Here is a 24,148-nt window from a genome sequence, read left to right on the forward strand (position 1 = left end):
ACGCTCCCGTCTTGTTACTGCTTCTGTGGGCTCCCTCGGAACCCGCAGTGGCATGCTTATTTCAGGTTGGTCAAGGACCGGCCTGCGCTTTTACCCCGGCGGCGCTGACCGCTTGAACGCTGACTTCTAGGATTTTTCATGACGCGCTACATCTTCGTCACGGGCGGTGTTGTTTCTTCTTTGGGGAAAGGCATCGCCTCGGCTTCTTTGGCGGCCATCCTGGAGGCGCGGGGCCTGAAGGTCACGATGCTCAAGCTGGACCCCTACATCAACGTCGATCCGGGCACCATGAGCCCGTTCCAGCACGGTGAGGTGTTCGTCACTCACGACGGCGCTGAGACCGACCTCGACCTGGGTCACTACGAGCGGTTCATCCGCACCACGATGACCAAGAACAACAACTTCACCACCGGCCGCGTTTACGAAGACGTGCTGCGCAAGGAGCGCCGTGGTGACTACCTGGGCGCTACCATCCAGGTGATCCCGCATATCACCGACGAGATCAAGCGCCGCGTCATCAAGGGCGCCGGCGATGCCGACGTGGCCATGGTCGAGATCGGCGGTACCGTGGGCGATATCGAGTCCCAGCCGTTCCTCGAAGCCGCGCGTCAGCTGCGCGTGGAGTTGGGCGCCAAGCGTGCCATGTTCATGCACCTGACCCTGGTGCCGTACATTGCCACCGCCGGCGAGACCAAGACCAAGCCGACCCAGCACTCGGTCAAGGAGCTGCGCTCCATCGGCGTGCAGCCGGACGTGCTGGTGTGCCGCTCCGATCACGAGATCGACCTGGCCTCGCGGCGCAAGATCGCCCTGTTCACCAACGTCGAAGAGCGCGCGGTCATCGCGCTGGAAGACGTCGACACCATCTACAAGATTCCGTCGGTGCTGCATGCCCAGGGCCTGGACGACATCGTCGTCGAGCGCTTCGGCCTGCAATGCAACCCGGCCGACCTCTCCGAGTGGGACCGCGTGGTGGATGCCAAGCTGAACCCGGAGAAGGAAGTCACCATCGCCATGGTCGGCAAGTACATGGAGCTGCTGGATGCCTACAAGTCGCTGATCGAGGCGATGGGCCACGCTGGCATCCAGAACCGTACCAAGGTCAAGCTGCGCTACATCGACTCCGAAGAGATCGAGAACGAAGGCACCGCCAAGCTGGAAGGTGTCGACGCCATCCTGGTGCCGGGCGGCTTCGGGCTGCGCGGTGTGGAAGGCAAGATCAAGACCGTGCAGTACGCCCGCGAGAACAAGATTCCCTACCTGGGCATCTGCCTCGGCATGCAGGTGGCGGTGATCGAGTACGCCCGCAATGTGCTGGGCTGGAAGGACGCCAACTCCACTGAGTTCGATCAGAACAGCGGCCATCCGGTGGTCGGTCTGATCACCGAATGGCAGGACGCCACCGGCGCTACCGAGACCCGTACCGACGCTTCCGACCTGGGCGGCACCATGCGCCTGGGCGCCCAGGACTGCCAGCTGATCGACGGCTCCAACGTGCGCGAGTGCTATGGCAAGGACGTGATCGTCGAACGCCATCGCCACCGCTATGAGGTGAACAACAATCTGCTGCCGCAACTGGAGCAGGCCGGCCTGAAGATCACCGGTCGCTCCGCCGACGGTGCGCTGGTCGAAGTGGTCGAGGCTCCGGATCATCCGTGGTTCGTCGCCTGCCAGTTCCACCCGGAATTCACTTCCACCCCGCGTGACGGCCACCCGCTGTTCAGCGGCTTCGTCAAGGCCGCGCTGAAGCAGGCCGGCAAGGCATAAGGCAAAGGACATGACCCAGAAGATCATCAAGGTCGGCGATATCGAGATCGCCAACGACAAGCCGTTCGTGCTGTTCGGCGGCATCAACGTCCTCGAATCGCGCGATCTGGCGATGCAGGCCTGCGAAGAATACGTGCGGGTCACCGAGAAGCTCGGCATCCCCTACGTGTTCAAGGCCAGCTTCGACAAGGCCAACCGCTCCTCCGTCACCTCCTTCCGTGGCCCGGGCCTGGAAGAGGGCATGAAGATCTTCGAGGAAGTGAAGAAGACCTTCGGCGTGCCGGTGATCACCGACGTGCACGAGCCGCATCAAGCTGCGCCAGTGGCCGAGGTCTGCGACATCATCCAGCTGCCGGCCTTCCTCTCGCGGCAGACCGACCTGGTGGTGGCCATGGCCAAAACCAACGCCGTGATCAACATCAAGAAGGCCCAGTTCCTTGCGCCCCAGGAGATGAAACACATCCTGACCAAGTGCGAAGAGGCCGGTAACGATCAGCTGATCCTCTGCGAGCGCGGTTCCTCCTTCGGTTACAACAACCTGGTGGTGGACATGCTCGGCTTCGGCATCATGAAGCAGTTCAACTACCCGGTGTTCTTCGACGTCACCCACGCCCTGCAGATGCCGGGCGGCCGCGCCGACTCCGCCGGTGGCCGCCGCGCCCAGGTCACCGACCTGGCCAAGGCCGGCATGAGCCAGGGCCTGGCCGGCCTGTTCCTCGAAGCCCATCCGGATCCGAACAACGCCAAGTGCGACGGTCCTTGCGCCCTGCGCCTGGACAAGCTGGAACCCTTCCTCAGCCAGCTCAAGCAGCTGGATGATCTGGTCAAAAGTTTTGCCCCGATCGAGACGGCATAAGCCCCTCGATCCCGCACCTTTCAACTGTTGGAGCTAGCAAGAATGGCAAAGATCGTCGACATCAAGGGCCGTGAGGTTCTCGACTCCCGTGGCAACCCCACCGTAGAAGCCGATGTAATCCTCGAAGGCGGCATCATCGGCAGCGCCTGCGCGCCGTCCGGTGCCTCCACCGGTTCCCGTGAAGCGCTGGAACTGCGCGATGGCGACAAGAGCCGTTACCTGGGCAAGGGCGTGCTCAAGGCCGTGGCCAATATCAACGGCCCGATCCGCGACCTGCTGCTGGGCAAAGATGCCCGTGAGCAGAAGACTCTCGACCTGGCCATGATCGAGCTGGACGGCACCGAGAACAAAGGCAAGCTGGGCGCCAACGCCATCCTCGCTGTGTCCCTGGCCGCTGCCAAGGCCGCCGCTCAGGCCAAGGGCGTGCCGCTGTACGCACATATTGCCGACCTCAATGGCACTCCGGGCGTCTACTCCATGCCGGTACCGATGATGAACATCATCAACGGCGGCGAGCACGCCGATAACAACGTCGACATCCAGGAATTCATGGTGCAGCCGGTCGGCGCCAAGAACTTCGCCGACGCCCTGCGCATGGGCGCCGAGATCTTCCACCACCTGAAAGCCGTGCTGAAGGCCCGTGGCCTGAATACCGCCGTGGGTGACGAGGGCGGCTTCGCGCCGAACCTGGCCTCCAACGAAGACGCCCTGGCCGCCATCGCCGAAGCCGTGGCCAACGCCGGCTACAAGCTGGGTGACGACATCACCCTGGCCCTGGACTGCGCTTCTTCCGAGTTCTTCAAGGGCGGCCAGTACGACCTGGAAGGCGAAGGCAAGGTATTCAGCGCCGAAGGCTTCGCCGACTACCTGGCCGGCCTGACCCAGCGCTACCCGATCATCTCCATTGAAGACGGCATGGACGAGTCCGACTGGGCTGGCTGGAAAGTCCTGACCGACAAGATCGGCGACAAGGTGCAGCTGGTCGGCGACGACCTGTTCGTGACCAACACCAAGATCCTCAAGCGCGGCATCGACGAGAAGATCGGCAACTCGATCCTGATTAAGTTCAACCAGATCGGCTCGCTGACCGAAACCCTGGAAGCCATCCAGATGGCCAAGGCCGCCGGCTTCACCGCGGTGATCTCGCACCGTTCCGGTGAGACCGAGGACAGCACCATCGCCGACCTGGCCGTGGGCACCGCCGCCGGCCAGATCAAGACCGGCTCCCTGTGCCGTTCGGATCGCGTCTCCAAGTACAACCAGCTGCTGCGTATCGAAGAGCAGCTCGGCGGGAAAGCGCCTTATAAAGGCCGCGCCGAGTTCCGCGGCTAAGCCGGGAATGGTAAAAGGGGCAGCGCAAGCTGCCCTTTTTCATATGGATATTTCTGTACCGATGTCGAAAGCTCCCTACTGGCTGTTTGTCGCCCTCGTGCTGGTGCTGGCCGGCCTGCAGTATCGCCTGTGGGTGGGTGAGGGCAGCCTGGCCCAGGTGACCGAGCTCAAGCGCCAGATCGCCGATCAGCAGGGCGAGAACGAGCGCTTGCTCGAGCGCAACCGCATCCTCGAGGCCGAAGTGCTGGAGCTGAAGAAAGGCACTGAGACCGTGGAAGAGCGCGCCCGCCACGAGCTGGGCATGGTCAAAGAGGGCGAGACCCTCTATCAGCTGGCCGAATGAACAACCCCGAACTTCCCGCCTTCTGGGTGGTGATTCCCGCCGCCGGTATCGGCTCGCGCATGCGTGCCGACCGCCCCAAGCAGTATCTACAGCTGGCCGGGCGGACCATCCTCGAACACAGCCTCTACTGTTTCCTCGATCATCCGCAGCTCAAGGGCCTGGTGCTTAGCCTGGCATCGGACGATCCCTTCTGGCCGACCCTGGCCTGTGCCAATGACCCACGCATCTGCCGCGCCGCCGGCGGTGCCGAGCGTGCCGAATCGGTGCTGGCAGGCCTGCTGCAGTTGCTGGAGCTGGGCGCCGAAGCCGATGACTGGGTGCTGGTGCATGACGCCGCGCGGCCCAATCTGGCGCGCAGCGACCTCGATGGTCTGCTCGGTGAGCTGGCGAACGATCCGGTCGGCGGCCTGCTGGCCGTGCCGGCTCGCGATACGCTCAAGCGCGCCGGTGCCGATGGCCGGGTAGCCGAGACCGTGGACCGCAGCCTGATCTGGCAGGCCTATACGCCGCAGATGTTCCGCTTCGCTGCCCTGCATCGGGCCCTGGCCGATGCGCTGGTGGCCGGTGTGGCCATCACCGACGAGGCCTCGGCCTTGGAATGGGCTGGGCAGGCGCCAAAGCTGGTGGAGGGACGGGCGGACAATCTCAAGATCACCCGCCCGGAAGACCTGGAGTGGCTGCGCCAGCGCTGGGCGCACAAGGTCTGACAGCGGTGTAGCCCGGACTTCAGTCCGGGGTCTGTCATCTGTCCCGGACTGAAGTCCGGGCTACCGTTCCTAACGCCGTCCGCTGACTCTCGTTAGACCCGGAACTGATTGATCAGCCGCCGCTGTTGCTCGGCCAGCTTGGTCAGCTCGGCGCTGGCACCGCTGGCCTCGTCGGCGCCGCCCGCCACCTCGGCGGCCACCTGGCCGATATTGGTGACATTGCGGTTGATGTCCTCGGCTACCGCGCTCTGTTCCTCGGCGGCGCTGGCGATCTGGGTGTTCATGTCGTTGATCACCGACACCGCCTGGGTGATGTTTTCCAGCGCCGAGGCGGCAATCTGCGCCTGCTGCACGCTGTCGTCGGTGCGCGCCTGGCTCTGCTCCATCACGGTCACCACCTCGCGGGTGCCGTGCTGCAGCTGCTGGATCATGCTCTGGATCTCTTCGGTGGCCTGCTGGGTCTTCTGCGCCAGGTTACGCACCTCGTCGGCCACCACGGCGAAACCGCGGCCCTGCTCGCCGGCCCGCGCCGCCTCGATGGCGGCGTTGAGCGCCAGCAGATTGGTCTGCTCGGCAATGCCGCGGATTGCTACCAGGATGGCGTTGATGTTCTCGCTGTCCTTGGCCAGGGTCTGCACCACACTCACGGCGCGGCCGATCTCGCCAGCCAGGGCGGAAATCGCCTTGGCCGTGCCCTCGACGATGCGCTTGCCATCGTTGGCCGAGCGGTCGGCATGACTGGCCGCTTCCGCCGCCTGGGTGGCGTTGCGCGCCACGTCCTGGGCGGTGGCGGTCATCTCGTGCACGGCGGTGGCGACCTGGTCTATCTCGGCCATCTGCCGCTGCACGCCCTGATTGGTGCGGATGGCGATGTCGGCGGTGTGCTCGGAGGAGTCGCTGACCTTCTGCACCGAGGTGACCACGTCGCGGATCATGTTCTGCAGCTTGTTGAGGAAGGTGTTGAAGCCGCTGGCGATCTGCCCTAGCTCGTCGGCGCGGTCCACCTGCAGGCGCACTGTGAGGTCGCCGTCGCCCTTGGCAATATCGTCGAGCATGGCAGCCATGTCCTTCAGCGGGCGGGCGATGCCGTAGCCGACGAACCAGATCACCAGCAGACCGAGGGCTGCCACTACCAGACCGACCAGGGCCATGCCCAAGGTGTCCTGATTGGCCTGCTCGGTCAGTTCGCCCTGTAGCTGGCGTAGTTCGGCCAGCACCGCCTCGGTGGGCAGTTCGATGGCCAGGGCCCAGCGGGTCTCGGTGCCGGCCACGCGGAAGGGTTGCAGCAACTGGATCTTCTGGCTCTGCTCGTCCAGGCGCAGGATGGTTTCGTCGCTGGCGTTCTGCTTGAGTTGCTGCAGCAGCTCGGTGCCGACCGCCTTCTCGGCAGGCTGGGTGATCAGGCTGGCGTTCTTGGTGGCGGCGATCAGGTTGCCGTTGGCGGAGATCAGCGCCAGCTCACCGGCCCCGGAATAGAGCTGCTGCTTGGCCTGGTTGAGCAGTTCCTGGATGAAGTCCAGGGCCAGGTCGTTGCCCACGATGCCCTTGAATTGACCGCCGACCATGATCGGCGCGTTGAACGAGGCGACCAATACCTGTTTGCCGCCGAAGTCATAGGCCGCGGGGTCGATCACGCAGGGCTTGCCGGTCTCTTTCGGGCACAGATAGTACTCGCCGGTGCGCACGCCAGTGGCCTGGCGCTCCTGGCCTTCCATCAACTCGACGGTGAGCGGCTCGCGCTTGAGTTGGCCGCCGTCGCGGTACCACCAGGGCATGAAACGGCCGCTGGCGTCGTAGCCGTTGTCCTTCTGGCCGGTGTAGAGATCGTCGTCCTGATCGAAGGCATTGGCCTCCCACCCGATATACAGATCGATCAGGTCCGGATTGTCTTTCAGGTATTCGCCGATCAGCGCGCTCAACTCCTCGCGGCTGGTGCCCAGTACGGTGCCATCGGGCATGTTCTGGCCTAGGCGGCTGTTCAGCGTGGCGATGGATTTGGCCAGCAGCATGGGTTGCTCGAACTGGCGCTGCAGTTTGCCAACCTGGGCATCGGCGATGGCGCGCAGGCGCTGATGGATAGACTCCTGCAATAGTTCCTGGGTGCGCTGTTGCACCAGGGTTTGCGTGCGTGTCCCGGCGAACAGGGCGTACAGCACCAACGCCACTACCACGGCCAGAATGCTTGCTCCGGCCAGGAACGCCACGGAGAACTGGATGGACTTGAAGCGCATAGGAACTCCACATCATCGGGTTGTGCCTGTCCCTGGCTTATCGGCCGCGCCGCATAAAAGCATTAGCGCCTCTGCAACTAGCAAAGATCGCCAGCGGTCAGAGTGCAAGCGGGAGCATTGTCCCGTTGCGTCTGGCGGCCTAGCATACGGCGCCTGTATTACCCGGAGATTCGATATGCACAGCCTGTTTCGCCTGACTGCCCTGGCCAGCCTTTCCCTGCTGGCGTCTTGCCAAGCCGTGAATACCACCAGCGGCGGCGCGGTGGGCGTGGAGCGCAAGCAGTACATGTTCAGCATGCTGTCTGCTCAGGAAGTGGACAGCATGTATTCCCAGGCCTATCAGCAGACCCTCAGCGAGGCCTCCAGCCAGGGTGTGCTGGACAAGAGCAGCCGGAATGCGCAGCGGGTGCAGACCATCGCTCGCCGCCTGATCGCCCAGGCGCCGGTGTTCCGTGCCGACGCCGCGCAGTGGGACTGGCAGGTCAACCTGATCGACAGTGAAGAGCTCAATGCCAACTGCGGCCCGGGCGGCAAGATCATCGTCTACAGCGGCCTGATCGAGCAGTTGCAGCTGACCGATGCCGAGCTGGCGGCGGTGATGGGCCACGAGATCGCCCACGCCCTGCGCGAGCACAGCCGCGAGGCCATGTCCAAGGCCTATGGCACGCAGATGGCGACTCAGGTGGGGGCGGCTCTACTGGGACTGGGCGAGGCCGGCAAGCAGGTGGCCGATACCGGGGTGGAATACCTGATGACTCTGCCCAACAGTCGTTCCAACGAGAACGAGGCGGACATCATCGGTCTGGAGCTGTCGGCGCGCGCCGGCTACGACCCGAACGCGGCGGTCAGTCTGTGGCAGAAGATGAGCAAGGCCGGCGGCGGGGCGCCGCCGGAGTTCATGAGCACCCACCCGTCGTCGGGCAGCCGCATCGCCGCGCTGCAGGCGGCCATTCCCAAGGTGATGCCGCTCTACCAGCAGGCCAAGAAGTAACGAAAAACGGCGCCCGTGGGTGCCGTTGTCCTATCAGGGTAGGGCCTTCTCGGCGAAGGACCGGGTTTCCAGGCCGAGCTGGGCGCGGAAGCTCTCCATGTCGAACATGGTGCAGATCTCGCGGATATCGCCGTTCGGCGCCAGGGTCCAGAAAGCCATGGCCGAGATGCTAAGCACCTTATCGCTGGGCGGATAACCCAAGGCCGGCTTCTCGATGGTGCCAATCAGGGTGCTCCAGGTCACCACCTTGTTGCCCTCGGCGATGCAATCCTCGATCACCACTTCCATGTCCGGCATGGCGCTGCGGATGTCCTGCACCATCTGGGCGAAGGCGGCGCTGCTCAGTGGGCGGCCGATGAACGAACTCTTGTAGAGGAAGTCCGGGCCGTGCATCTGCTCGGCCAGCGCCATGCGCCCGCGGTTCCAGGTCAGATCGATGTGCTGGCGCACGCGTTTCTTCATTTCATCCAGGGACATGTACTGCTCCTTCAGCACCGGACTGCGCAATTCGTTGCTCAGGTTACCCAGTACTGCGACGCGATACACGCCCCGTTTGTATGCCAGTTCTCGTGACCTGTGATCACAGACCGCCGACGAACCCTAGTGCCTGACAGGCTGCATAGATGGCCAGGGCGGCGAAGGCGAGGGCGGCCAGGCGACGAATGAGCGCCAGCGGCAGACGATCGGCAGCGAAGTTGCCCATCAGCACCACCGGCACATTGGCGATCAGCATGCCCAGGGTGGTGCCGATCACCACCATGAGGAAGTCCGGGTACTGCGCCGCCAGCATCACGGTGGCGATCTGGGTCTTGTCGCCCATCTCGGCGAGGAAGAAGGCGATCAGCGTGGTGAGGAAGGGGCCGAAGCGCTTGAGGTGGGATTCCTCGTCATCGTCCAGCTTGTCCGGCACCAGGGTCCACAGGGCGACGGCGGCGAAGCAGGCGGCGAGAATCCAGCTCAGGGTGGTGGACGAGAAGAAGCCGGCGACCCAGTTGCCCACGGCACCTGCGGCGAAGTGGTTGGCCAGGGTGGCCAGGACGATGCCCCAGATGATCGGCCAGGGGCGACGGAAGCGGCAGGCCAGCAACAGGGCGAGCAGCTGCGTTTTGTCGCCGATTTCGGCGAGGGCAACGATTCCGGTGGGGACCAGCAGGGATTCCAACATCAGGCGTTCCTACAGGGGCGGGTTTGACTGTTCTATGACACGTACTACCTCCCCGCCCCGGGTTGAGGTGTGCGTGTCATAGGTCTTGTCAAACCCCAGGCCGCGCGGGCCTTGGGTCGCATGCGCCATGCTCTGCTGAGCAAGTGTGTTGACGCATGCCGGGTGAGCTGGCGCTCACGGGAGACTACTCCCCTAGGACGGCGCGCATTGTGCCCAAGCCGCCCGCGCGGGGCAAGTTCAGTCGTCGCCGCCGCGCACGTCCATCTCGCTGTAGCGCACCAGCCGGCTGCCGTGTTTCAGGCGGTAGCCGAGCCAGATGGCGAGGAACAGCGGCAGGCTGATGTAAGTGGCGACCAGGCCGGCCCAGTCGATGTGCTCGCCGACGAAGGCCTGGTAGTTCTGCCCCAGGGTGATGGCCAGGCACAGGGCGAAGGCGAACAGCGGACCGAAGGGGAACAGCTTGGCCCGATAAGGTAAGTCTTCCAGACGCCCGCCCTGGGCCAGGTAGCCCTTGCGGAAGCGGTAGTGCGATACGGCGATGCCCAGCCAGGCGATGAAGCCGCACATCCCTGAGGTGTTGAGCAGCCAGGTGTACAAGGTGCTGTCGCCAACGATGGAGGTGAAGAAGCACAGCGCGCCGACCAGCGTGGTGGCGTACAGCGCGTTGCGCGGCACGCCGCTGTTGGACAAGCGGGCGAACAGGCGCGGCGCCTTGCCCTGCCTGGCCAGGTTGTAGAGCATGCGGGTCGAGGCGTACATGCCGGAGTTGCCGGCCGAGAGGATGGCGGTGAGGATCACCGCGTTCATCACGCTGGCCGCTGCGGCAAAGCCGGCGCGCTCGAACAGTAGGGTGAAGGGCGACACGCTGATGTCGCTGGCGTCGTTCTGCAGCAGGCAGGGGTCGGTGTAGGGGAGCAGCATGCCGATCACGAAGATGGCCAGGATGTAGAACATCAGGATGCGCCAGAACACCTGGCGGATGGCGATGGGGATGTTCTTGCGCGGGTTCTCCGACTCGCCGGCGGCGATGCCGATCAGCTCGGTGCCCTGGAACGAGAAGCCGGCGATCATCGCCACCCCGACCATGGCCTGCAGGCCGCCGACGAAGGGCGCGTCGCCCGCGGTGAAGTTGCTGAAACCTGGCGATTCGATGCCGCCCATCATGCCGAGGATGGTAGCCAGGCCGATGCCGATGAACACCACGACGGCCAGCACCTTGATCAGGGCGAACCAGAACTCGCTCTCGCCGAAGCCCTTCACCGAGACGAAGTTGAGCAGGAACATCAGGCCGAGGAACAGGCCGCTCCAGTAGAGGCCGGGCACCTCCGGCAACCAGAAACTCATTATCAGCTGCGCCGCCACCAGCTCGGCGGCGATGGTCACCGCCCAGTTGTACCAGTAGTTCCAGCCCTGAGCGAAACCGAAGCCTTCGTCGACGAAGCGGCTGCCATAGGTGCTGAACGAACCGGATACCGGCATGTGCGCCGCCATCTCGCCCAGGCTGGTCATCAGGAAGTACACCATCACCCCGATCAGCGCATAGGCCAGCAGGGCGCCGCCTGGGCCGGCAGTGGCCACGGTGGCGCCGGAGGCAACGAACAGGCCGGTGCCGATGGAGCCGCCGATGGCGATCATGTTCAGGTGGCGGGGTTTGAGCGCGCGCTGCAGGTGCGGTTGCTGGGTACTACTGTCGGTCACGGAAAATAGCTCCGGAGCGTCGGCCCGGGGCGGACGCTCGAGTGAGGTGGAGAGAGGGTCAGCGGCGGGCGCTATAGATGCGGAAGCCGTCGGCCTCGCTCAGGGTCTTGCAGGGGCCCAGGTGCTGTTCGATCAGCGGCGGGTACTTGAGGAAGCTGTTGGCCACCAGGCGCAGCTCGCCACCCTTGTCCAGGTGCCGAGCGGCCTGGCGCAACAGGTGCTCGCTGGCCTGGTAGTCGGTATGCACACCGGTGTGGAAGGGCGGGTTGCTGATAATGGCCGCCAGGCCTTGCGGTGCTGCATCGATGCCGTCGCCGGCGATCACCTCGGCGTCCAGGCCGTTGGCGGCCAGGGTTAGGCGGCTGCTCTCGATGGCGAAGGCGTCCACGTCGAGCATGCTCACTTGGCTATGCGGATAGCGGCGCTTGAGCGTGGCACCGAGCACGCCAGCGCCGCAGCCGAAGTCGAGCAGGTGACCCTGCGGCAGGCCATCCAGCTGCTCTAGCAATAGGGCGCTGCCGCGGTCCAGACGGCCGTGGCTGAACACGCCGGGTAGGCTCAGCACCTGCAGCGGGCCGTCGGCGAGATCCAGCTCGAAGCGCTGGGCCAGCCCGTGCAGGTCCGGCGCTGCCGGGGCGTTGTCCACCGTCACCTGCCACAGCTGGCAGTGGCGTGCGCTGTCCAGCTTGCGCGGCCTGCCATAGACGGCCAGTTGTTTGGCGGCGCGCTCGATGCCGCCGCGCTTCTCACCGACCAGGTACAGCTCGCGGCCGGCCAGGCGTGCAGCCAGGGCCTGCAACAGGTAGTCGGTGAGTTCGCGGGACTTGGGCAGGAACAGTACCGCGCCAGCGAAGGAGTGCTCGGGCACGCCGGTGCCGAACTGGCTGCGCCCGGCGAAGCGTGCTTCCAGGGTGTTCTGCTCGCCGGCATGCCAGCTCCAGCCATGGGCGTGGGGCAGCTGGCCGAGCAGGTCGTCGGCCGGCAGGCCGGCCAGCAGCAGATCGCCCTGGAACAGCTCCGCCTGGCGCAACAGCACCTCGCTTCGTGGGTCCATGGCGATCTCCGGGTAGAAAAGGGCGCGTAGTTTACCCGCTGACCACTCGCTTGGGCGTACCGGCGAAGAAGGCGCTGGCGTTCTCCGACAGCTGACCGACGATGCGCTGGCGTGCCTCGCGGCTGCCCCAGGCGTTGTGCGGGGTGATGATCAGGCGCGGGATGTCCGCCGCCAGCAGCGGGTTGCCGTTACGTGGCGGTTCGTCGCTGAGCACATCGAAGGCCGCGCCACCCAGCTGGCCGGCGCGCAGGGCATCGGCCAGGGCCTGCTCGTCGACCAGGCCGCCGCGGGCGGTATTGAGCAGCAGCGCACGGGGCTTCATCAGCGCCAGCTCGGCGGCGCCGATCAGGTGGCGAGTCTGTTCGGTCAGCGGGCAGTGCAGGCTCAGGGCATCGACCTGTGGCAATAGCGCATCGAGCGGCAGGCGGTCGGCGCGGGCCGGCCGGCCGGGCAGTGCGCCATACAGCACGTGCATGCCCAGGGCCTCGGCCAGGCGGGCGAAGGCACCGCCCAGCTCGCCGTGGCCGAGGATGCCGAGGGTCTTTCCCTCCAGTTCTATGATCGGGAAGTCGAGCAGACAGAACTGGCTGGCGCGCTGCCAGGCGCCGTCACGGACCGCGGCCTGGTAATCCGGCAGGCGGGTGGCCAAGGCGAGTAGCAGCATCAATGCATGCTGCGCGACCGAGGCGGTGCCATAGCCTTGGCAGTTGGCGACCGTGATGCCACGGGCGCGGGCGGCGGCCAGGTCGACGTTGTTGGTGCCGGTGGCGGAAACCAGGATCAGCCTGAGCTCGGGGCAGGCGGCCAGGGTGTTGGCATCCAGGCGCACCTTGTTGCTGATCGCCACCTGGGCGCCCTGCAGGCGGTCGGCGGCCTGTTCGCTGGTGGAGGCGTCGTGCAGGACCAGCTCGCCGAATACCTGGCGCAGCGGCGCCATGTCTAGATCGCCGAGATCGAGGGAGGCGTGATCGAGGAAGACCGCGCGAGGGTTGTTGGTCATCGGCTGTACCTGTTGCGAATACGAAGGACTGGCGTAAGGTTGCCAGCCTATTGTCCTGATTCCCACTATTCGGAGGTCGCATGTACTGGGCGGAGTTTTTGACCGTGGCGCTGATCCATCTGCTGGCCGTGGCCAGCCCGGGACCGGACTTCGCCATCGTCGTACGCGAGAGCGTGGCCTACGGTCGCCGTGCGGGCACCTGGACGGCGCTGGGCGTGGGCACCGGCATCTTCGTCCATGTGGCCTATTCGCTGCTCGGTATTGGCCTGATCGTGTCGCAGTCCATCGTGCTGTTCAACGCGCTGAAGTGGCTGGCGGCGGCCTACCTGTTCTACATCGGCATCAAGGCCCTGCGGGCCAAACCGGCGGTGCCCGGCGCGCTTGACGTGGCGGCAGAGGCTGGCGAGCGCTCACCGCGCGGCGCCTTCATGACCGGCTTCGTGACCAATGGCCTGAATCCCAAGGCGACGCTGTTCTTCCTCTCGCTGTTCACCGTGGTGATCAATCCGCACACGCCGTTGGCGGTGCAGGCCGGCTACGGCGTGTACCTGGCGTTCGCCACGGCGATCTGGTTCTGCCTCGTGGCATTGCTGTTCAGCCAACGCCGGGTGCGCGCCGGTTTCGCGCGCATGGGCCACTGGTTCGACCGACTGATGGGGGCGGTGCTGGTGGGGCTGGGGATCAAGCTGGCCTTTACCGAGTTGCGTTGATCAGCCGCCCATAAAAAAGCCCCGCCTAGGCGGGGCTTTTCATTTGCGTACTACTTACAGCAGTTCGATGGCCACCGCGGTGGCTTCGCCGCCGCCGATGCACAGCGAGGCGACGCCACGCTTGCCGCCCTTGTTGCGCAGGGCGTTGATCAGGGTGACGATCAGGCGCGAGCCGGTGGAGCCGACCGGGTGGCCCTGGGCGCAGGCGCCGCCGTAGACGTTGACCTTGGCGTGATCCAGGCCGTGCTCGCGCATGGCCAGCATGGTGACCATGGCGAAGGCTTCGTTGATCTCGTAAAGATCGACGTCTTCCTTGCTCCAGCCGGTCTTCTTGAACAGGTTGCTCATGGCGCCGATCGGCGCGATGGTGAACTCGCTCGGGTCCTGGCTCTGGGTGGCGTGGGCGACGATCCTGGCCAGCGGCTTGAGGCCACGCTTGGCCGCTTCCTCGGCGGTCATCAGGACCAGGGCGCTGGCACCGTCGGAGATCGAGCTGGCGTTGGCGGCGGTGATGGTGCCGTCCTTCTTGAACGCCGGCTTGAGGCCGGGGATCTTGTCCAGGTTGGCGGTCAGCGGCTGCTCGTCGTCCTTCACCACGACTTCGCCCTTGCGGTTGGTGACGGTGACCGGAACGATCTCGCTGGCCAGCTCACCGCTCTGGATGGCGGCCTGGGCGCGTTTCAGCGACTCGATGGCATAGGCGTCCATCTCTTCACGGGTGATGCCGTACTTGTCGGCGGTCTCCTGGGCGAAAGAGCCCATCAGGCGACCGGTGCGGGCGTCTTCCAGGCCGTCGAAGAACATGTGGTCCTTGATCTCGCCATGCCCCATGCGCAGGCCGCTGCGGGCCTTCTCGATGATGTACGGCGCGTTGGACATGCTTTCCATGCCGCCGGCGACCATCACCTGGTTGCTGCCGGCCTTGAGCGCGTCGAACGCCTGCATCACGGCCTTCATGCCGGAGCCGCACAGCTTGTTGATGGTGGTGCAGCCGGTGGCGGACGGCAGGCCGGCGTTCAGCGAGGCCTGGCGGGCCGGGCCCTGCTTGAGGCCGGCGGGCAGTACGCAGCCCATGATCACTTCCTGTACGTCGGCGGGCTGGATACCGGCACGGGCCACGGCCTCCCGGATGGCGGCGGCCCCCAGATCCACGGCGGGGATGCTGGACAGGCTGCCCTGGAAGCCACCCATGGGGGTGCGGGCGCCGCTGACGATGACGATATCGGACATCGGTATTACCTCTGGAGAGTGAAGCCGGGACGGCAGGTATGAGTCGATTCTACTGCGTGACCAAAGATGGCCAAAGAGTCACCGGCAAAATCATCCTTTGGGTGGATTAAGCCAGTGGCAGAGCGGTTCTAGATTGTCGACCAACAAAAAACGCAGAACAACAGGTTACCGCCATGCTGCAGACCCGTGTCATTCCCCCGACAGAAAACGCCAACCAGGCCCCGCTGCTGATCAAGCGCCTGCTGCTCTCCGGCAGCCGCTACGAGAAGACCCGCGAGATCGTCTACCGCGACCAGCTGCGCTACAGCTATGCCACCTTTAATGAGCGGGTGGCGCGCCTGGCCAATGTGCTGAGCGATGCCGGGGTGGAGGCCGGTGACACCGTGGCGGTGATGGACTGGGACAGCCACCGTTATCTGGAGTGCATGTTTGCCATCCCAATGATCGGCGCGGTGCTGCACACCATCAACATTCGCCTGTCGGCCGACCAGATCCTCTACACCATGAACCATGCCGAGGATAAGTTCGTGCTGGTCAACAGCGAGTTCGTGCCCCTGTACAAGGGCATCGAGAGCCAGCTGACCACGGTGGAGAAGACCATTCTGCTCACCGATGGCGCCGAGAAGACCGCCGAGCTGCCCAATCTGGTCGGCGAGTACGAGAATCTGCTGGCGGCCGCCAGCTCGAAGTACGACTTCCAGGATTTCGACGAGAACTCGGTGGCGACCACCTTCTACACCACCGGTACCACCGGTAACCCCAAGGGCGTGTACTTCACCCACCGCCAGCTGGTGCTGCACACCCTGGCCGAAGCCAGCGTGCTAGGCAGCGTGGACAGCGTGCGCCTGCTCGGCACCAACGACGTGTACATGCCGATCACGCCGATGTTCCATGTGCATGCCTGGGGCATTCCCTACGCGGCCACCATGCTCGGCATCAAGCAGGTCTACCCGGGGCGCTACGATCCCGAACTGCTGGTGCAGCTGTGGCAGAAGGAAAAGGTCACCTTCTCCCACTGTGTGCCGACCATCCTGCAGATGGTGCTCAACGCTAAGGCAGGGCAGGGGCAGGACTTCGGCGGCTGGAAGATCATCATCGGCGGCAGCGCACTCAATCGCGCCCTGTACGAGGCGGCCAAGGCGCGTGGCATTCAGCTCACCGCGGCCTACGGCATGTCCGAGACCTGCCCGCTGATCTCCTGCGCCCACATCAACGAAGAGCTAAAGGCCGGCAGTGAGAGCGAGCAGATCACCTACCGCATCAAGGCCGGCGTCCCGGTGCCGCTGGTGGAGACCGCGTTGATGGGCCCGGACGGCCAGCTGTTACCGGCGGACGGCGAGACCCAGGGCGAGCTGGTACTGCGCGCTCCGTGGCTGACCATGGGCTACTTCAACGAGCCGCAGAAGAGCGCAGAGCTGTGGGAACACGGCTGGCTGCACACCGGTGACGTCGCCACCCTGGATGATCTCGGCTACATCGATATCCGCGACCGCATCAAGGACGTGATCAAGACCGGGGGAGAGTGGTTGTCGTCCCTGGAGCTGGAAGATCTCATCAGTCGTCATCCAGCCGTGCGCGAAGTCGCCGTGGTCGGTGTGCCCGATCCGCAATGGGGTGAGCGTCCCTTCGCCCTGCTGGTGTTGCGCGAGGGCCAGAGCCTGGATGCCAAGGGGCTCAAGGAACATCTCAAGCCGTTCGTGGAACAGGGCTGCATCAACAAGTGGGCGATACCCAGCCAGATCGCACTTGTTACCGATATTCCCAAAACTAGTGTGGGCAAGCTGGATAAGAAGCGAATTCGTCTTGATATCGCTCAGTGGCAGGCGGCGGGGAGCGCATTCCTGTCTACGCTGTGAGCCCTGAGGGCGGGGCGCATTAGCCATTTTGTGCCCCATCCGAGCAAACGCTTGGCTTGTTAATTGCTGTCGCGTGATGAATCTGGCCGGCTCGCATTCGCGTGACCGGCCGGTCTAGAGAGGCCGGGGACTGGAAATCACACTTTAGGGGGATCAAGCCCGGGGGGGTGGTAGCTATAGTCCGCGGCATCCATAACAAAAAACACATGGAGTAGCGTCGATGACAACCACTAAACCGTTCTGGCGTATGGCCAAACTGCCTCTGGCAGTCAGCCTTGCCTCAACCCTCGCTGCCCCGGCTTTCGGTGTCACCTTCAATATCGGTGAGATCGAGGGTCAGCTCGATTCCTCTCTGTCTGTTGGTGCCAGCTGGTCGGTGCGTGGCGCCGATCCGGATCTGGTCGGTGTTCGTAACGGCGGCGAAGCCTCTTCGCAAACCGGCGACGATGCCCGCTTGAATTTCAAGAAGGGTGAGACCTTCTCGAAAATCTTCAAGGGCCTCCACGACCTCGAGCTGAAGTATGGCGACACCGGTGTGTTCATCCGTGGCAAGTACTGGTATGACTTCGAGCTGAAGGATGAGCATCGCCTGCTCTACGACATCGACGACAGCAACCGCAAAGAGGCTGCGCAGTCCTCCGGCGCCCAGATTCTCGACGCCTTCGTCTACCACAACTATGCCATCGCCGATCAGCCGGGCTCTGTTCGTCTGGGTAAGCAGGTCGTGAGCTGGGGTGAAAGCACTTTCATTTTCAACTCGATCAACGCGATCAACCCGGTTGACGCCGCTGCTTTCCGCCGCCCTGGAGCCGAGATCAAGGAAGGCCTGATCCCGGTCAACATGTTCTACGTCTCGCAGAGCCTGACTGACAACCTCTCGGCTGAAGCCTTCTACCAGATCGAGTGGGACCAGAGCGTTGCCGACAACTGCGGTACCTTCTTCTCCGTCGATGTGGTGCAGGATGGCTGCGTCGATCGTCTGGCCGCGCAGGGTTCCGACCTCCGGCCGCGCGATGTCAGCGGGACCCCGGCTACCAATCCGAACTACAACGACTATCGTTACCTGGGGCGCAAGGGTGACGAGGATGCACGTGACAGCGGGCAGTGGGGTGTGGCCTTGCGCTGGTTCTCCCCAGAGCTGAACGACACCGAGTTTGGCTTCTACACCATGAACTACCACAGCCGTACCCCGATCCTGTCATACGTGGCGGGCGACCCCGGCCTGTACGACTTGGAGAACCCGGTCACCGGCGAACTGAGCGGCAAGTATTACCTGGAATATCCGGAAGATATCCGTCTGCACGGCGTTAGCTTCTCGACCAACGTTGGCTCTACTGCCGTGTCCGGTGAGCTGAGCTACCGGCCGAACATGCCAATGCAACTCAACACCACTGACCTGACCGTTGCCTCGGTTGCTCAGGCTGGCCCGCTGATCTGGGATAACAGCCCAATCTATACCAGCGGTCATGCTGCTCAGGGTGCGGGTGAAACCATCAAGGGCTATGTGCGCAAGCCGATGACCCAGGCTCAGATGACTGTCACTCAGTTCGTTGACCAGGTCATGGGCGCCGAGCGTCTGACTCTGGTGGGCGAGGTAGGTTATACCCATGTGAGCAACCTGAGCGAAAACGAGTTGCGCTTTGGCCGCGCCCCGGAGTTCGGCAATGGTGAGATTCCGAATAACTCCCTGTGCGAGGGACTGCTGAACGCCCCGAATCCGCAGAATTGTGATGGCAAGGGCTTCTTTACCAACACCTCCTGGGGCTACCGCGCTCGCGTCATCCTCGATTACAACGACGTGTTCGCCGGCATCAACCTGAAGCCGAACCTGTCCTGGTCCCATGATGTGGATGGCTACAGCCCGACTTTCACCGAAGGCAACAAGGCCATCAGCGTCGGTGTCGATGCTGAATACCAGAATACCTATACCGCCAGCCTGGCCTACACCGACTTCTTCGGTGGCGAATACAACACCAACACTGACCGCGACTTCGTGGCGCTCAGCTTTGGCGTGAACTTCTAAGGTCGGGATCAATAGGAACGTATGCACATGAAAGCAACAAAAAATCTGCTGCAATTCGGGGCTCTTGCCCTTTCCATGCTGGCCACCAGCGTAATGGCCGCCGTTTCCGCCGATGAGGCTGCCAAGTTGGGCACCACGCTGACCCCGCTGGGCGCCGAGAAGGCCGGTAATGCCGACGGTTCGATCCCAGAGTGGACCGGCGGTCTGCCGCAGAACGCCGGCACTGCCGATGGCCGCGGCTTCCTGTCCGATCCCTTCGCCAGTGAACAGCCGCTGTTCACCATCACCGCGCAGAACGTCGATCAGTACAAGGACAAGCTGACCCCTGGTCAGCAGGCCATGTTCAAGCGCTACCCGGATAGCTTCAAGATCCCGGTGTACCCGACCCATCGTTCCGCCACTGCGCCCCAGAGCGTACTGGACGACGTGAAGGCCAACGCCACTAACACCAAGCTGGTCGAGGGTGGTAACGGTCTGGAAAACTTCAAGACCGCCTATCCCTTCCCGATCCCGCAGAACGGCCTGGAAGCGATCTGGAACCAGATCACCCGCTATCGCGGTGGCAGCGTACGTCGTCTGGTGACCCAGGCTACTCCGCAGGCCAACGGTTCCTATAGCCTGGTGTACTTCCAGGATGAGTTCACCTTCCCGACCAGCCTGACCGACTACGATCCGAGCAAGCCGAGCAACATCCTGTTCTACTTCAAGCAGCGTGTAACCGCTCCGGCGCGTCTGGCCGGTAACGTTCTGCTGGTCCATGAGACCCTGAACCAGGTGAAGGAGCCTCGTCTGGCCTGGCTGTACAACGCCGGTCAGCGTCGCGTGCGCCGTGCTCCGCAGGTGTCGTATGACGGCCCAGGTACCGCCGCCGACGGTCTGCGTACTTCCGACAACTTCGACATGTACAACGGTGCTCCTGACCGTTACGACTGGAAGCTGAACGGCAAGAAGGAGATCTATATTCCGTACAACTCCTACCGCATGGACTCGCCCAAACTGAAGTACGCCGACATCATCAAGGCCGGCCACCTGAACCCGGAGCACACTCGCTACGAGCTGCACCGCGTCTGGCACGTGACCGGTACCCTGAAGGCCGGCGAGCGTCACATCTACGCCAAGCGTGATGTATTTATCGACGAGGACAGCTGGCAGGCCGCGGTCATCGACCACTACGACGGTCGTGGTGCCCTGTGGCGTGTCGCCGAGGCTCATTCCCAGTACTACTACGACAAGCAAGTGCCGTGGTACACCGTGGAAACCCTGCACGACATCATCTCTGGTCGCTACCTGGCCCTTGGCATGAAGAACGAGGAGAAACAGTCCTACGACTTCAACTACAAGGCTGCCAGCACGGATTACACCCCGGCAGCTCTGCGTCAGGCTGGCGTGCGTTAATCATCGCTCCACCCCTGAAAAAGCCGGCCTTGTGCCGGCTTTTTCTTTTTGTGGCGGACGGGGTGGGCTTCAAATGCGCGGCGCAAGGGGATAGGCTGCGGGCATTTCACGTCCAGCCCAGACCGCCTAAGTGACCGATCTTTCCAGCTCGCCCGGCCTCGCCAGCGTCCCGGTTCCTACCGGCGAGCCGCGTTTCTTCAGACCTCCGCTACCGGCCGGCCATGTGCGTCGGCCGCGCCTGTGCGAGCGTCTGGAACAAGGCATGGCCGGGCGCCTGCTACTGGTTTGCGCACCGGCTGGATTCGGCAAGAGCTCCTTGGCCGTGGAGTTCTGCGAGCGTCTGCCCGCGCAGTGGCAGAGCCTGTGGCTGAGCCTGAATCGTCGCGACAGCGATCCCGGACGCTTCCTCGAGCGTCTGCTGGAGGGGCTGCGCCAGCATTTCCCGCGGATCGGCGAGGAGGCCCTGGGTATGCTGAAGATGCGCCAGCGCCACCAGCCCTTCGCCTTCGAGGAGTGGCTGGACGGCCTGCTCGACGAGCTGGGCGAGCACCTCGATCCGCACCACCCGCTGCTGCTGGTGCTGGACGACTACCACTTGGCTCAGGGCGCGGTGCTGGATCGCTGCCTGCAGTTCTTCCTCAACCATCTGCCGGCCGGCATGCTGGTGCTGGTGACCAGCCGTCAGCGTCCCGACTGGCATCTGGCGCGCCTGCGCCTGTCGCGGCAACTGCTGGAGCTGCAGGAGCAGGACCTGCGCCTGACCCTGGACGAGACCCGCGAGCTGTTCTGCGCCCAAGGTGCCGAGCTGCCCGGCGAGGCGTTGGACAGTCTGTTGCAACGCAGCGAGGGCTGGGTTGCGGGCCTGCGCCTGTGGCTGCTGGCCGCCAGCGAGGGCGAACGCGATCTGCACGGCGCCCAGGGCATGATTCGCGACTATCTGCTGGAAGAGGTCATCGAGCGTCAGCCTCCCGAACTGCAGGCCTTCCTCTACGACACCGCCTGCCTCGAGCGCTTCTGCGCCGAGCTGTGCGATGCGGTGCGCGACAGCCACGACAGCAGCGCCATCCTCCAGCACCTGCAAGCTCACCAGGTGTTCCTGGTGCCGCTGGACGATCAGGGTCGCTGGTTCCGCTATCACCATCTGTTTTCCGACCTGCTGCGGGCCAACCCGGCCAGCCAGCTGTCGCAACCCCCGGCACGCCTGCATTTGCGTGCGTGCCGCTGGTTCAGCAGTCAGGGCCAGCTGGACGAGGCGGTCGAGCAGGCGCTGCGTGCCGGGCAGCCGGATGTGGCGGCCAGCCTGGTGCAGAACTTCTCCGAAGAGCATCTGCTGGCCGAACAGAACGTCGCCATGCTGCTGCGTTGGAAGATGGACCTGCCGGACAGCCTGCTGACCAGCACGCCGCGCCTGATCCTGCTGTATAGCTGGGCCCTGGCACTGGCCTGCCAGCTGGATGCGGCGGAGGACCTGGCCAATAACCTGGTGCGCTTCCTGCCGGCTCCCACCGCGGCCGAGCAGCAGTCGCTGCTGGCCCAGTGGCTGGCCGTCAGTGGGGTAATCGCCCGAGGCCGTGGCGACAGCCAGAATGCCGAACTCTATTGCGCCGAGGCCCTGGCAGGCATGCCGGCGCAACACTACGGCTCGCGCCTGCTGTGTCTCTCCACCCTGGCCAACCTGGCGGTGGTGCGTGGCGACCTGTGGCGCGCGCGTGGCCTCAATCGCGAGGCACTGGAGCTGGCGCAACGGCAGGACAACCCGTTGTTCGAGGCCTTCTGTCATTACGATCGCGGCCGGGTCCTGCTGGCGCGCGGCGAGATACTGCGGGCGCTGGAAGAGGTGCGTGCCGGGCTTGAGCGTCTGCGTGGTCTGTCGCAGCAGCGGGTCTACGCAGTGCGCGCGCGTCTGACTCTCTATGAAGGATTCCTGCTCGCCCTGCGTCTGCAGCCGGAGGAGGCCAGCCGCCGCCTGCAGGCCGGCATCGCCGAGGCGCGCAGCTGCCGCGACATCAGCCTGCTGATCGGCTACTGCATCCTGGCCAGCCAGGAGGGCAGGGCGGGTCGTTTCAATGAGGCCTTTGCCCAGTTGGCCGAGGCCGAGCGCCTGATGCATATCTGGGACGTGCCGCCGGTGTATTACCTGGCGATGATCACCGTGACCAAGTGCGAGCTGTGGCTCAGCCAGGGCCAGGTCGATCTGGCCAATGCCTGGCTGCTGCGTCTGGCGGAGACCTACGGTGGTGAGCAGGCGGCCGCCGCGCCGGAGTTTCATCCGCAGTTGCCGCTGCATATCGAGCTGCAGCGCGCAGCGCTCGAGCGTCGTCAGGGCCAGCCGGAAGCCGCCGAGCGGCGCCTGCGCGCCCTGGTGCTGCGTGCCCAGGCCCAGGGTGGGCAATTGCTGGGCGTATTCGCCCAGGTGCAGTTGAGCCTGCTGCTGTTTGCCGGTGGGCGCGAGCGTGATGCCCAGCAGCAGTTGCTGACCAGTTTCGAGACAGCCCGGGGCGGTACGCTGCTGCCGTTCTATGAGCTGCTCGCCCACCAGCCGACATGGTTGCGGGCGCAGTTGCAGACGGCGCCAGCAAGCCCGCTGAGCGAGGCCCTGCGCCAGCGCCTGCCGGCGGAAGTCGAGGCCGAGCCGCTGCCCAGTGGCGCGACGGAAGCGCTCAGCACCCGCGAGTTGGCGGTGCTGCGCCTGATCGCCCTGGGTTGCTCCAACCAGGAGATCAGCGAGCGCCTGTTCATCTCCCTGCACACGGTCAAGACCCACGCCCGCCACATCAACAGCAAGCTCGGCGTCGAACGGCGCACCCAGGCGGTGGCCCGAGCCAAGGGCTTGGGCCTGCTCAGCTGATTTCGGCCACCGCGTCGAACTCGCGGCGTGTCTCCAGGATCAGTTGCAGGTTGTCGTGCTGCCAGGGATGGAAGTCCGCCCGGTAGAAGTCGAAGTAGGCGCGCACCAGCGGGCGCAGGATGCCACGACTGCCCCATAGCCAGGTCAGGCCATCGCGCCAGATGCGCCAGCTCGCCAGCAGACCGTCGCGGCGCAGCATGTGCACCAGCCCCTTGATCGTATCCAGGGTAAAGAAGAAGGTGCTCTGCAGCATGGCGCGACGACGCATCCACAGTTGCCCGCAGACCTGCTGGTAGAGGTCGAAGGCCACCGCCTTGTGTTCGCTCTCCTCCAGCGCGTGCCAGCGCCACAGACGCGCCATGTCCGGATCTGCCCCGGCCAGCCAGTCGGGGTTCTGCAGGATGGCGTCGGCCATGATCGCCGTCAGGTGCTCCACTGCCGTGGTGGCCGCCAGGTGCACCTTGGGTGGCAGGTGCTTGCGCACGAAGGCCAGGCGCCGCTTCAGGCGGCGCTCCAGATAGTCGAGGTCATAGCCGGTGGCGCGCAGGGCGTCGCTGTAGTGCTGGTGTTCGCGGCTGTGATGCGCCTCCTGGCCGATGAAGCCGCGGATTTGCGCCAGCTGCTGCGGGTCGCTCACCTGTTCGCGGTAGGCACGTACCGAGTCGATGAAGAAGCGCTCGCCATCGGGGAAGAGCAGCGACATGGCATCGAAAAAATGGCTCTTGAACGCGTCGCCGCCGTGCCAGTGGCGAGCCCAGGGCGAGGGCAGGTTGAACTCGGGCTGGCGCGGCGTGATCTGCAGGTCGTGCGGGGTAGGGCTGTGCATGCGGCCTCCCATCTTGTTGTTATGGCTTGGTCGGACTATGGGCTTGCCGGCTTTTCGCGGACAAGGTTATCTTCAGCCAATATTCAGGTCATATCCGGCCACTGGCGACTATGGCG

At 64.4% G+C, this 24,148-nt stretch carries 19 protein-coding genes, 1 pseudogene and 1 riboswitch; of the genes and pseudogenes, 11 read left to right on the forward strand and 9 right to left on the reverse strand.

Translation table 11 applies throughout. The features are described from left to right. Positions 1–138: 138 nt before the first annotated feature. The 5 genes from IB232_RS01405 (at position 139) to ispD (ending at position 5,005) form a co-directional block, all read left to right on the forward strand. The gene (locus IB232_RS01405; RefSeq protein WP_192396780.1) at positions 139–1,767 is read left to right on the forward strand and encodes a CTP synthase; all 1,629 of its coding nucleotides are present in this window, start codon (positions 139–141) and stop codon (positions 1,765–1,767) included. 10 nt (positions 1,768–1,777) lie between these two features. Then, entirely contained in the window at positions 1,778–2,623 is an 846-nt protein-coding gene (gene kdsA / locus IB232_RS01410) for a 3-deoxy-8-phosphooctulonate synthase (RefSeq protein WP_192396781.1), read from the forward strand. A gap of 42 nt (positions 2,624–2,665) precedes the next feature. Then, a complete protein-coding gene (gene eno / locus IB232_RS01415) occupies positions 2,666–3,955 on the forward strand; it encodes a phosphopyruvate hydratase (protein WP_192396782.1) in 1,290 nt (429 codons plus the stop codon). Positions 3,956–4,016: 61 nt separating this feature from the next. Beyond that, positions 4,017–4,298 (forward strand): cell division protein FtsB, encoded by a 282-nt coding sequence (gene ftsB, locus IB232_RS01420; protein ID WP_137974343.1) that lies wholly within the window; start codon positions 4,017–4,019, stop codon positions 4,296–4,298. After that, positions 4,295–5,005: a 2-C-methyl-D-erythritol 4-phosphate cytidylyltransferase gene (gene ispD / locus IB232_RS01425; protein ID WP_192396783.1), complete on the forward strand. Its 711-nt coding sequence runs from the start codon at positions 4,295–4,297 to the stop codon at positions 5,003–5,005. The genes ftsB and ispD overlap by 4 nt, the downstream gene beginning before the upstream one ends. A gap of 92 nt (positions 5,006–5,097) precedes the next feature. On the opposite strand, the gene IB232_RS23835 is transcribed toward ispD, so the two are convergent. Beyond that, positions 5,098–5,940 (reverse strand): methyl-accepting chemotaxis protein, encoded by an 843-nt coding sequence (locus IB232_RS23835; RefSeq protein ID WP_412547706.1) that lies wholly within the window; start codon positions 5,938–5,940, stop codon positions 5,098–5,100. A 15-nt stretch (positions 5,941–5,955) separates the two neighbouring features. Further along, a pseudogene (locus IB232_RS23840) lies at positions 5,956–7,236 on the reverse strand (HAMP domain-containing protein); the annotation flags it as partial. A gap of 175 nt (positions 7,237–7,411) precedes the next feature. On the opposite strand from IB232_RS23840, the gene IB232_RS01435 reads away from it, so the two are divergent. Continuing rightward, positions 7,412–8,227: a M48 family metallopeptidase gene (locus IB232_RS01435; protein ID WP_192396785.1), complete on the forward strand. Its 816-nt coding sequence runs from the start codon at positions 7,412–7,414 to the stop codon at positions 8,225–8,227. Between the two features lie 33 nt (positions 8,228–8,260). Here IB232_RS01435 and IB232_RS01440 read toward each other — a convergent pair whose 3' ends face one another. From IB232_RS01440 to IB232_RS01460, 5 genes are all read right to left on the reverse strand, one after another. Continuing rightward, on the reverse strand, positions 8,261–8,704 hold the full coding sequence (locus tag IB232_RS01440; protein WP_192396786.1) for a ketosteroid isomerase-related protein: 444 nt from the start codon (positions 8,702–8,704) through the stop codon (positions 8,261–8,263). Between the two features lie 103 nt (positions 8,705–8,807). Then, complete coding sequence (locus tag IB232_RS01445) at positions 8,808–9,389, reverse strand: TMEM165/GDT1 family protein (protein ID WP_192397253.1); 582 nt, start codon at positions 9,387–9,389, stop codon at positions 8,808–8,810. 94 nt (positions 9,390–9,483) lie between these two features. Beyond that, a riboswitch (yybP-ykoY riboswitch) is annotated at positions 9,484–9,597 on the reverse strand. Positions 9,598–9,629: 32 nt separating this feature from the next. After that, complete coding sequence (locus tag IB232_RS01450; protein WP_412547707.1) at positions 9,630–11,027, reverse strand: amino acid permease; 1,398 nt, start codon at positions 11,025–11,027, stop codon at positions 9,630–9,632. 121 nt (positions 11,028–11,148) lie between these two features. After that, entirely contained in the window at positions 11,149–12,144 is a 996-nt protein-coding gene (locus IB232_RS01455; RefSeq protein ID WP_192396788.1) for a class I SAM-dependent methyltransferase, read from the reverse strand. A 31-nt stretch (positions 12,145–12,175) separates the two neighbouring features. Continuing rightward, a complete protein-coding gene (locus tag IB232_RS01460) occupies positions 12,176–13,144 on the reverse strand; it encodes a 2-hydroxyacid dehydrogenase (protein WP_192396789.1) in 969 nt (322 codons plus the stop codon). A gap of 80 nt (positions 13,145–13,224) precedes the next feature. Here IB232_RS01460 and IB232_RS01465 point away from each other — a divergent pair, with 80 nt between their 5' ends. Further along, positions 13,225–13,854, forward strand: a complete 630-nt coding sequence (locus tag IB232_RS01465; protein WP_192396790.1) for a LysE family transporter — start codon at positions 13,225–13,227, stop codon at positions 13,852–13,854. Positions 13,855–13,908: 54 nt separating this feature from the next. Here the strand turns inward: IB232_RS01465 and IB232_RS01470 are convergent, their stop codons facing one another. Beyond that, on the reverse strand, positions 13,909–15,084 hold the full coding sequence (locus IB232_RS01470; protein WP_192396791.1) for a thiolase family protein: 1,176 nt from the start codon (positions 15,082–15,084) through the stop codon (positions 13,909–13,911). A gap of 173 nt (positions 15,085–15,257) precedes the next feature. Here IB232_RS01470 and IB232_RS01475 point away from each other — a divergent pair, with 173 nt between their 5' ends. From IB232_RS01475 to IB232_RS01490, 4 genes are all read left to right on the forward strand, one after another. Then, positions 15,258–16,940, forward strand: a complete 1,683-nt coding sequence (locus IB232_RS01475; RefSeq protein ID WP_192396792.1) for a fatty acid--CoA ligase — start codon at positions 15,258–15,260, stop codon at positions 16,938–16,940. Between the two features lie 220 nt (positions 16,941–17,160). Further along, on the forward strand, positions 17,161–18,963 hold the full coding sequence (locus tag IB232_RS01480) for a DUF1302 domain-containing protein (RefSeq protein ID WP_192396793.1): 1,803 nt from the start codon (positions 17,161–17,163) through the stop codon (positions 18,961–18,963). 27 nt (positions 18,964–18,990) lie between these two features. Continuing rightward, the gene (locus IB232_RS01485; protein WP_192396794.1) at positions 18,991–20,358 is read left to right on the forward strand and encodes a DUF1329 domain-containing protein; all 1,368 of its coding nucleotides are present in this window, start codon (positions 18,991–18,993) and stop codon (positions 20,356–20,358) included. Between the two features lie 130 nt (positions 20,359–20,488). Next, the gene (locus tag IB232_RS01490) at positions 20,489–23,206 is read left to right on the forward strand and encodes a LuxR C-terminal-related transcriptional regulator (protein ID WP_192396795.1); all 2,718 of its coding nucleotides are present in this window, start codon (positions 20,489–20,491) and stop codon (positions 23,204–23,206) included. Here the strand turns inward: IB232_RS01490 and IB232_RS01495 are convergent. Continuing rightward, a complete protein-coding gene (locus IB232_RS01495; RefSeq protein WP_192396796.1) occupies positions 23,199–24,032 on the reverse strand; it encodes a metal-dependent hydrolase in 834 nt (277 codons plus the stop codon). The two genes, IB232_RS01490 and IB232_RS01495, sit on opposite strands and share 8 nt — an antisense overlap. Positions 24,033–24,148 lie beyond the last annotated feature (116 nt).

This window comes from Pseudomonas sp. PDM15 (genome assembly GCF_014851565.1).
In the GTDB taxonomy this organism is placed as follows: Bacteria; Pseudomonadota; Gammaproteobacteria; order Pseudomonadales; family Pseudomonadaceae; genus Aquipseudomonas.

Coding starts and splice junctions, on each gene's coding strand:
- IB232_RS01405 (WP_192396780.1), top strand. CDS start 139: ATGACGCGCTACATCTTCGTCACGGGCGGTGTTGTTTCTTCTTTGGGG.
- kdsA (WP_192396781.1), top strand. CDS start 1,778: ATGACCCAGAAGATCATCAAGGTCGGCGATATCGAGATCGCCAACGAC.
- eno (WP_192396782.1), top strand. CDS start 2,666: ATGGCAAAGATCGTCGACATCAAGGGCCGTGAGGTTCTCGACTCCCGT.
- ftsB (WP_137974343.1), top strand. CDS start 4,017: ATGTCGAAAGCTCCCTACTGGCTGTTTGTCGCCCTCGTGCTGGTGCTG.
- ispD (WP_192396783.1), top strand. CDS start 4,295: ATGAACAACCCCGAACTTCCCGCCTTCTGGGTGGTGATTCCCGCCGCC.
- IB232_RS23835 (WP_412547706.1), bottom strand. CDS start 5,940: ATGATCCGCGACGTGGTCACCTCGGTGCAGAAGGTCAGCGACTCCTCC.
- IB232_RS01435 (WP_192396785.1), top strand. CDS start 7,412: ATGCACAGCCTGTTTCGCCTGACTGCCCTGGCCAGCCTTTCCCTGCTG.
- IB232_RS01440 (WP_192396786.1), bottom strand. CDS start 8,704: ATGTCCCTGGATGAAATGAAGAAACGCGTGCGCCAGCACATCGATCTG.
- IB232_RS01450 (WP_412547707.1), bottom strand. CDS start 11,027: ATGATCGCCATCGGCGGCTCCATCGGCACCGGCCTGTTCGTTGCCTCC.
- IB232_RS01455 (WP_192396788.1), bottom strand. CDS start 12,144: ATGGACCCACGAAGCGAGGTGCTGTTGCGCCAGGCGGAGCTGTTCCAG.
- IB232_RS01460 (WP_192396789.1), bottom strand. CDS start 13,144: ATGACCAACAACCCTCGCGCGGTCTTCCTCGATCACGCCTCCCTCGAT.
- IB232_RS01465 (WP_192396790.1), top strand. CDS start 13,225: ATGTACTGGGCGGAGTTTTTGACCGTGGCGCTGATCCATCTGCTGGCC.
- IB232_RS01470 (WP_192396791.1), bottom strand. CDS start 15,084: ATGTCCGATATCGTCATCGTCAGCGGCGCCCGCACCCCCATGGGTGGC.
- IB232_RS01475 (WP_192396792.1), top strand. CDS start 15,258: ATGCTGCAGACCCGTGTCATTCCCCCGACAGAAAACGCCAACCAGGCC.
- IB232_RS01480 (WP_192396793.1), top strand. CDS start 17,161: ATGACAACCACTAAACCGTTCTGGCGTATGGCCAAACTGCCTCTGGCA.
- IB232_RS01485 (WP_192396794.1), top strand. CDS start 18,991: ATGAAAGCAACAAAAAATCTGCTGCAATTCGGGGCTCTTGCCCTTTCC.
- IB232_RS01495 (WP_192396796.1), bottom strand. CDS start 24,032: ATGCACAGCCCTACCCCGCACGACCTGCAGATCACGCCGCGCCAGCCC.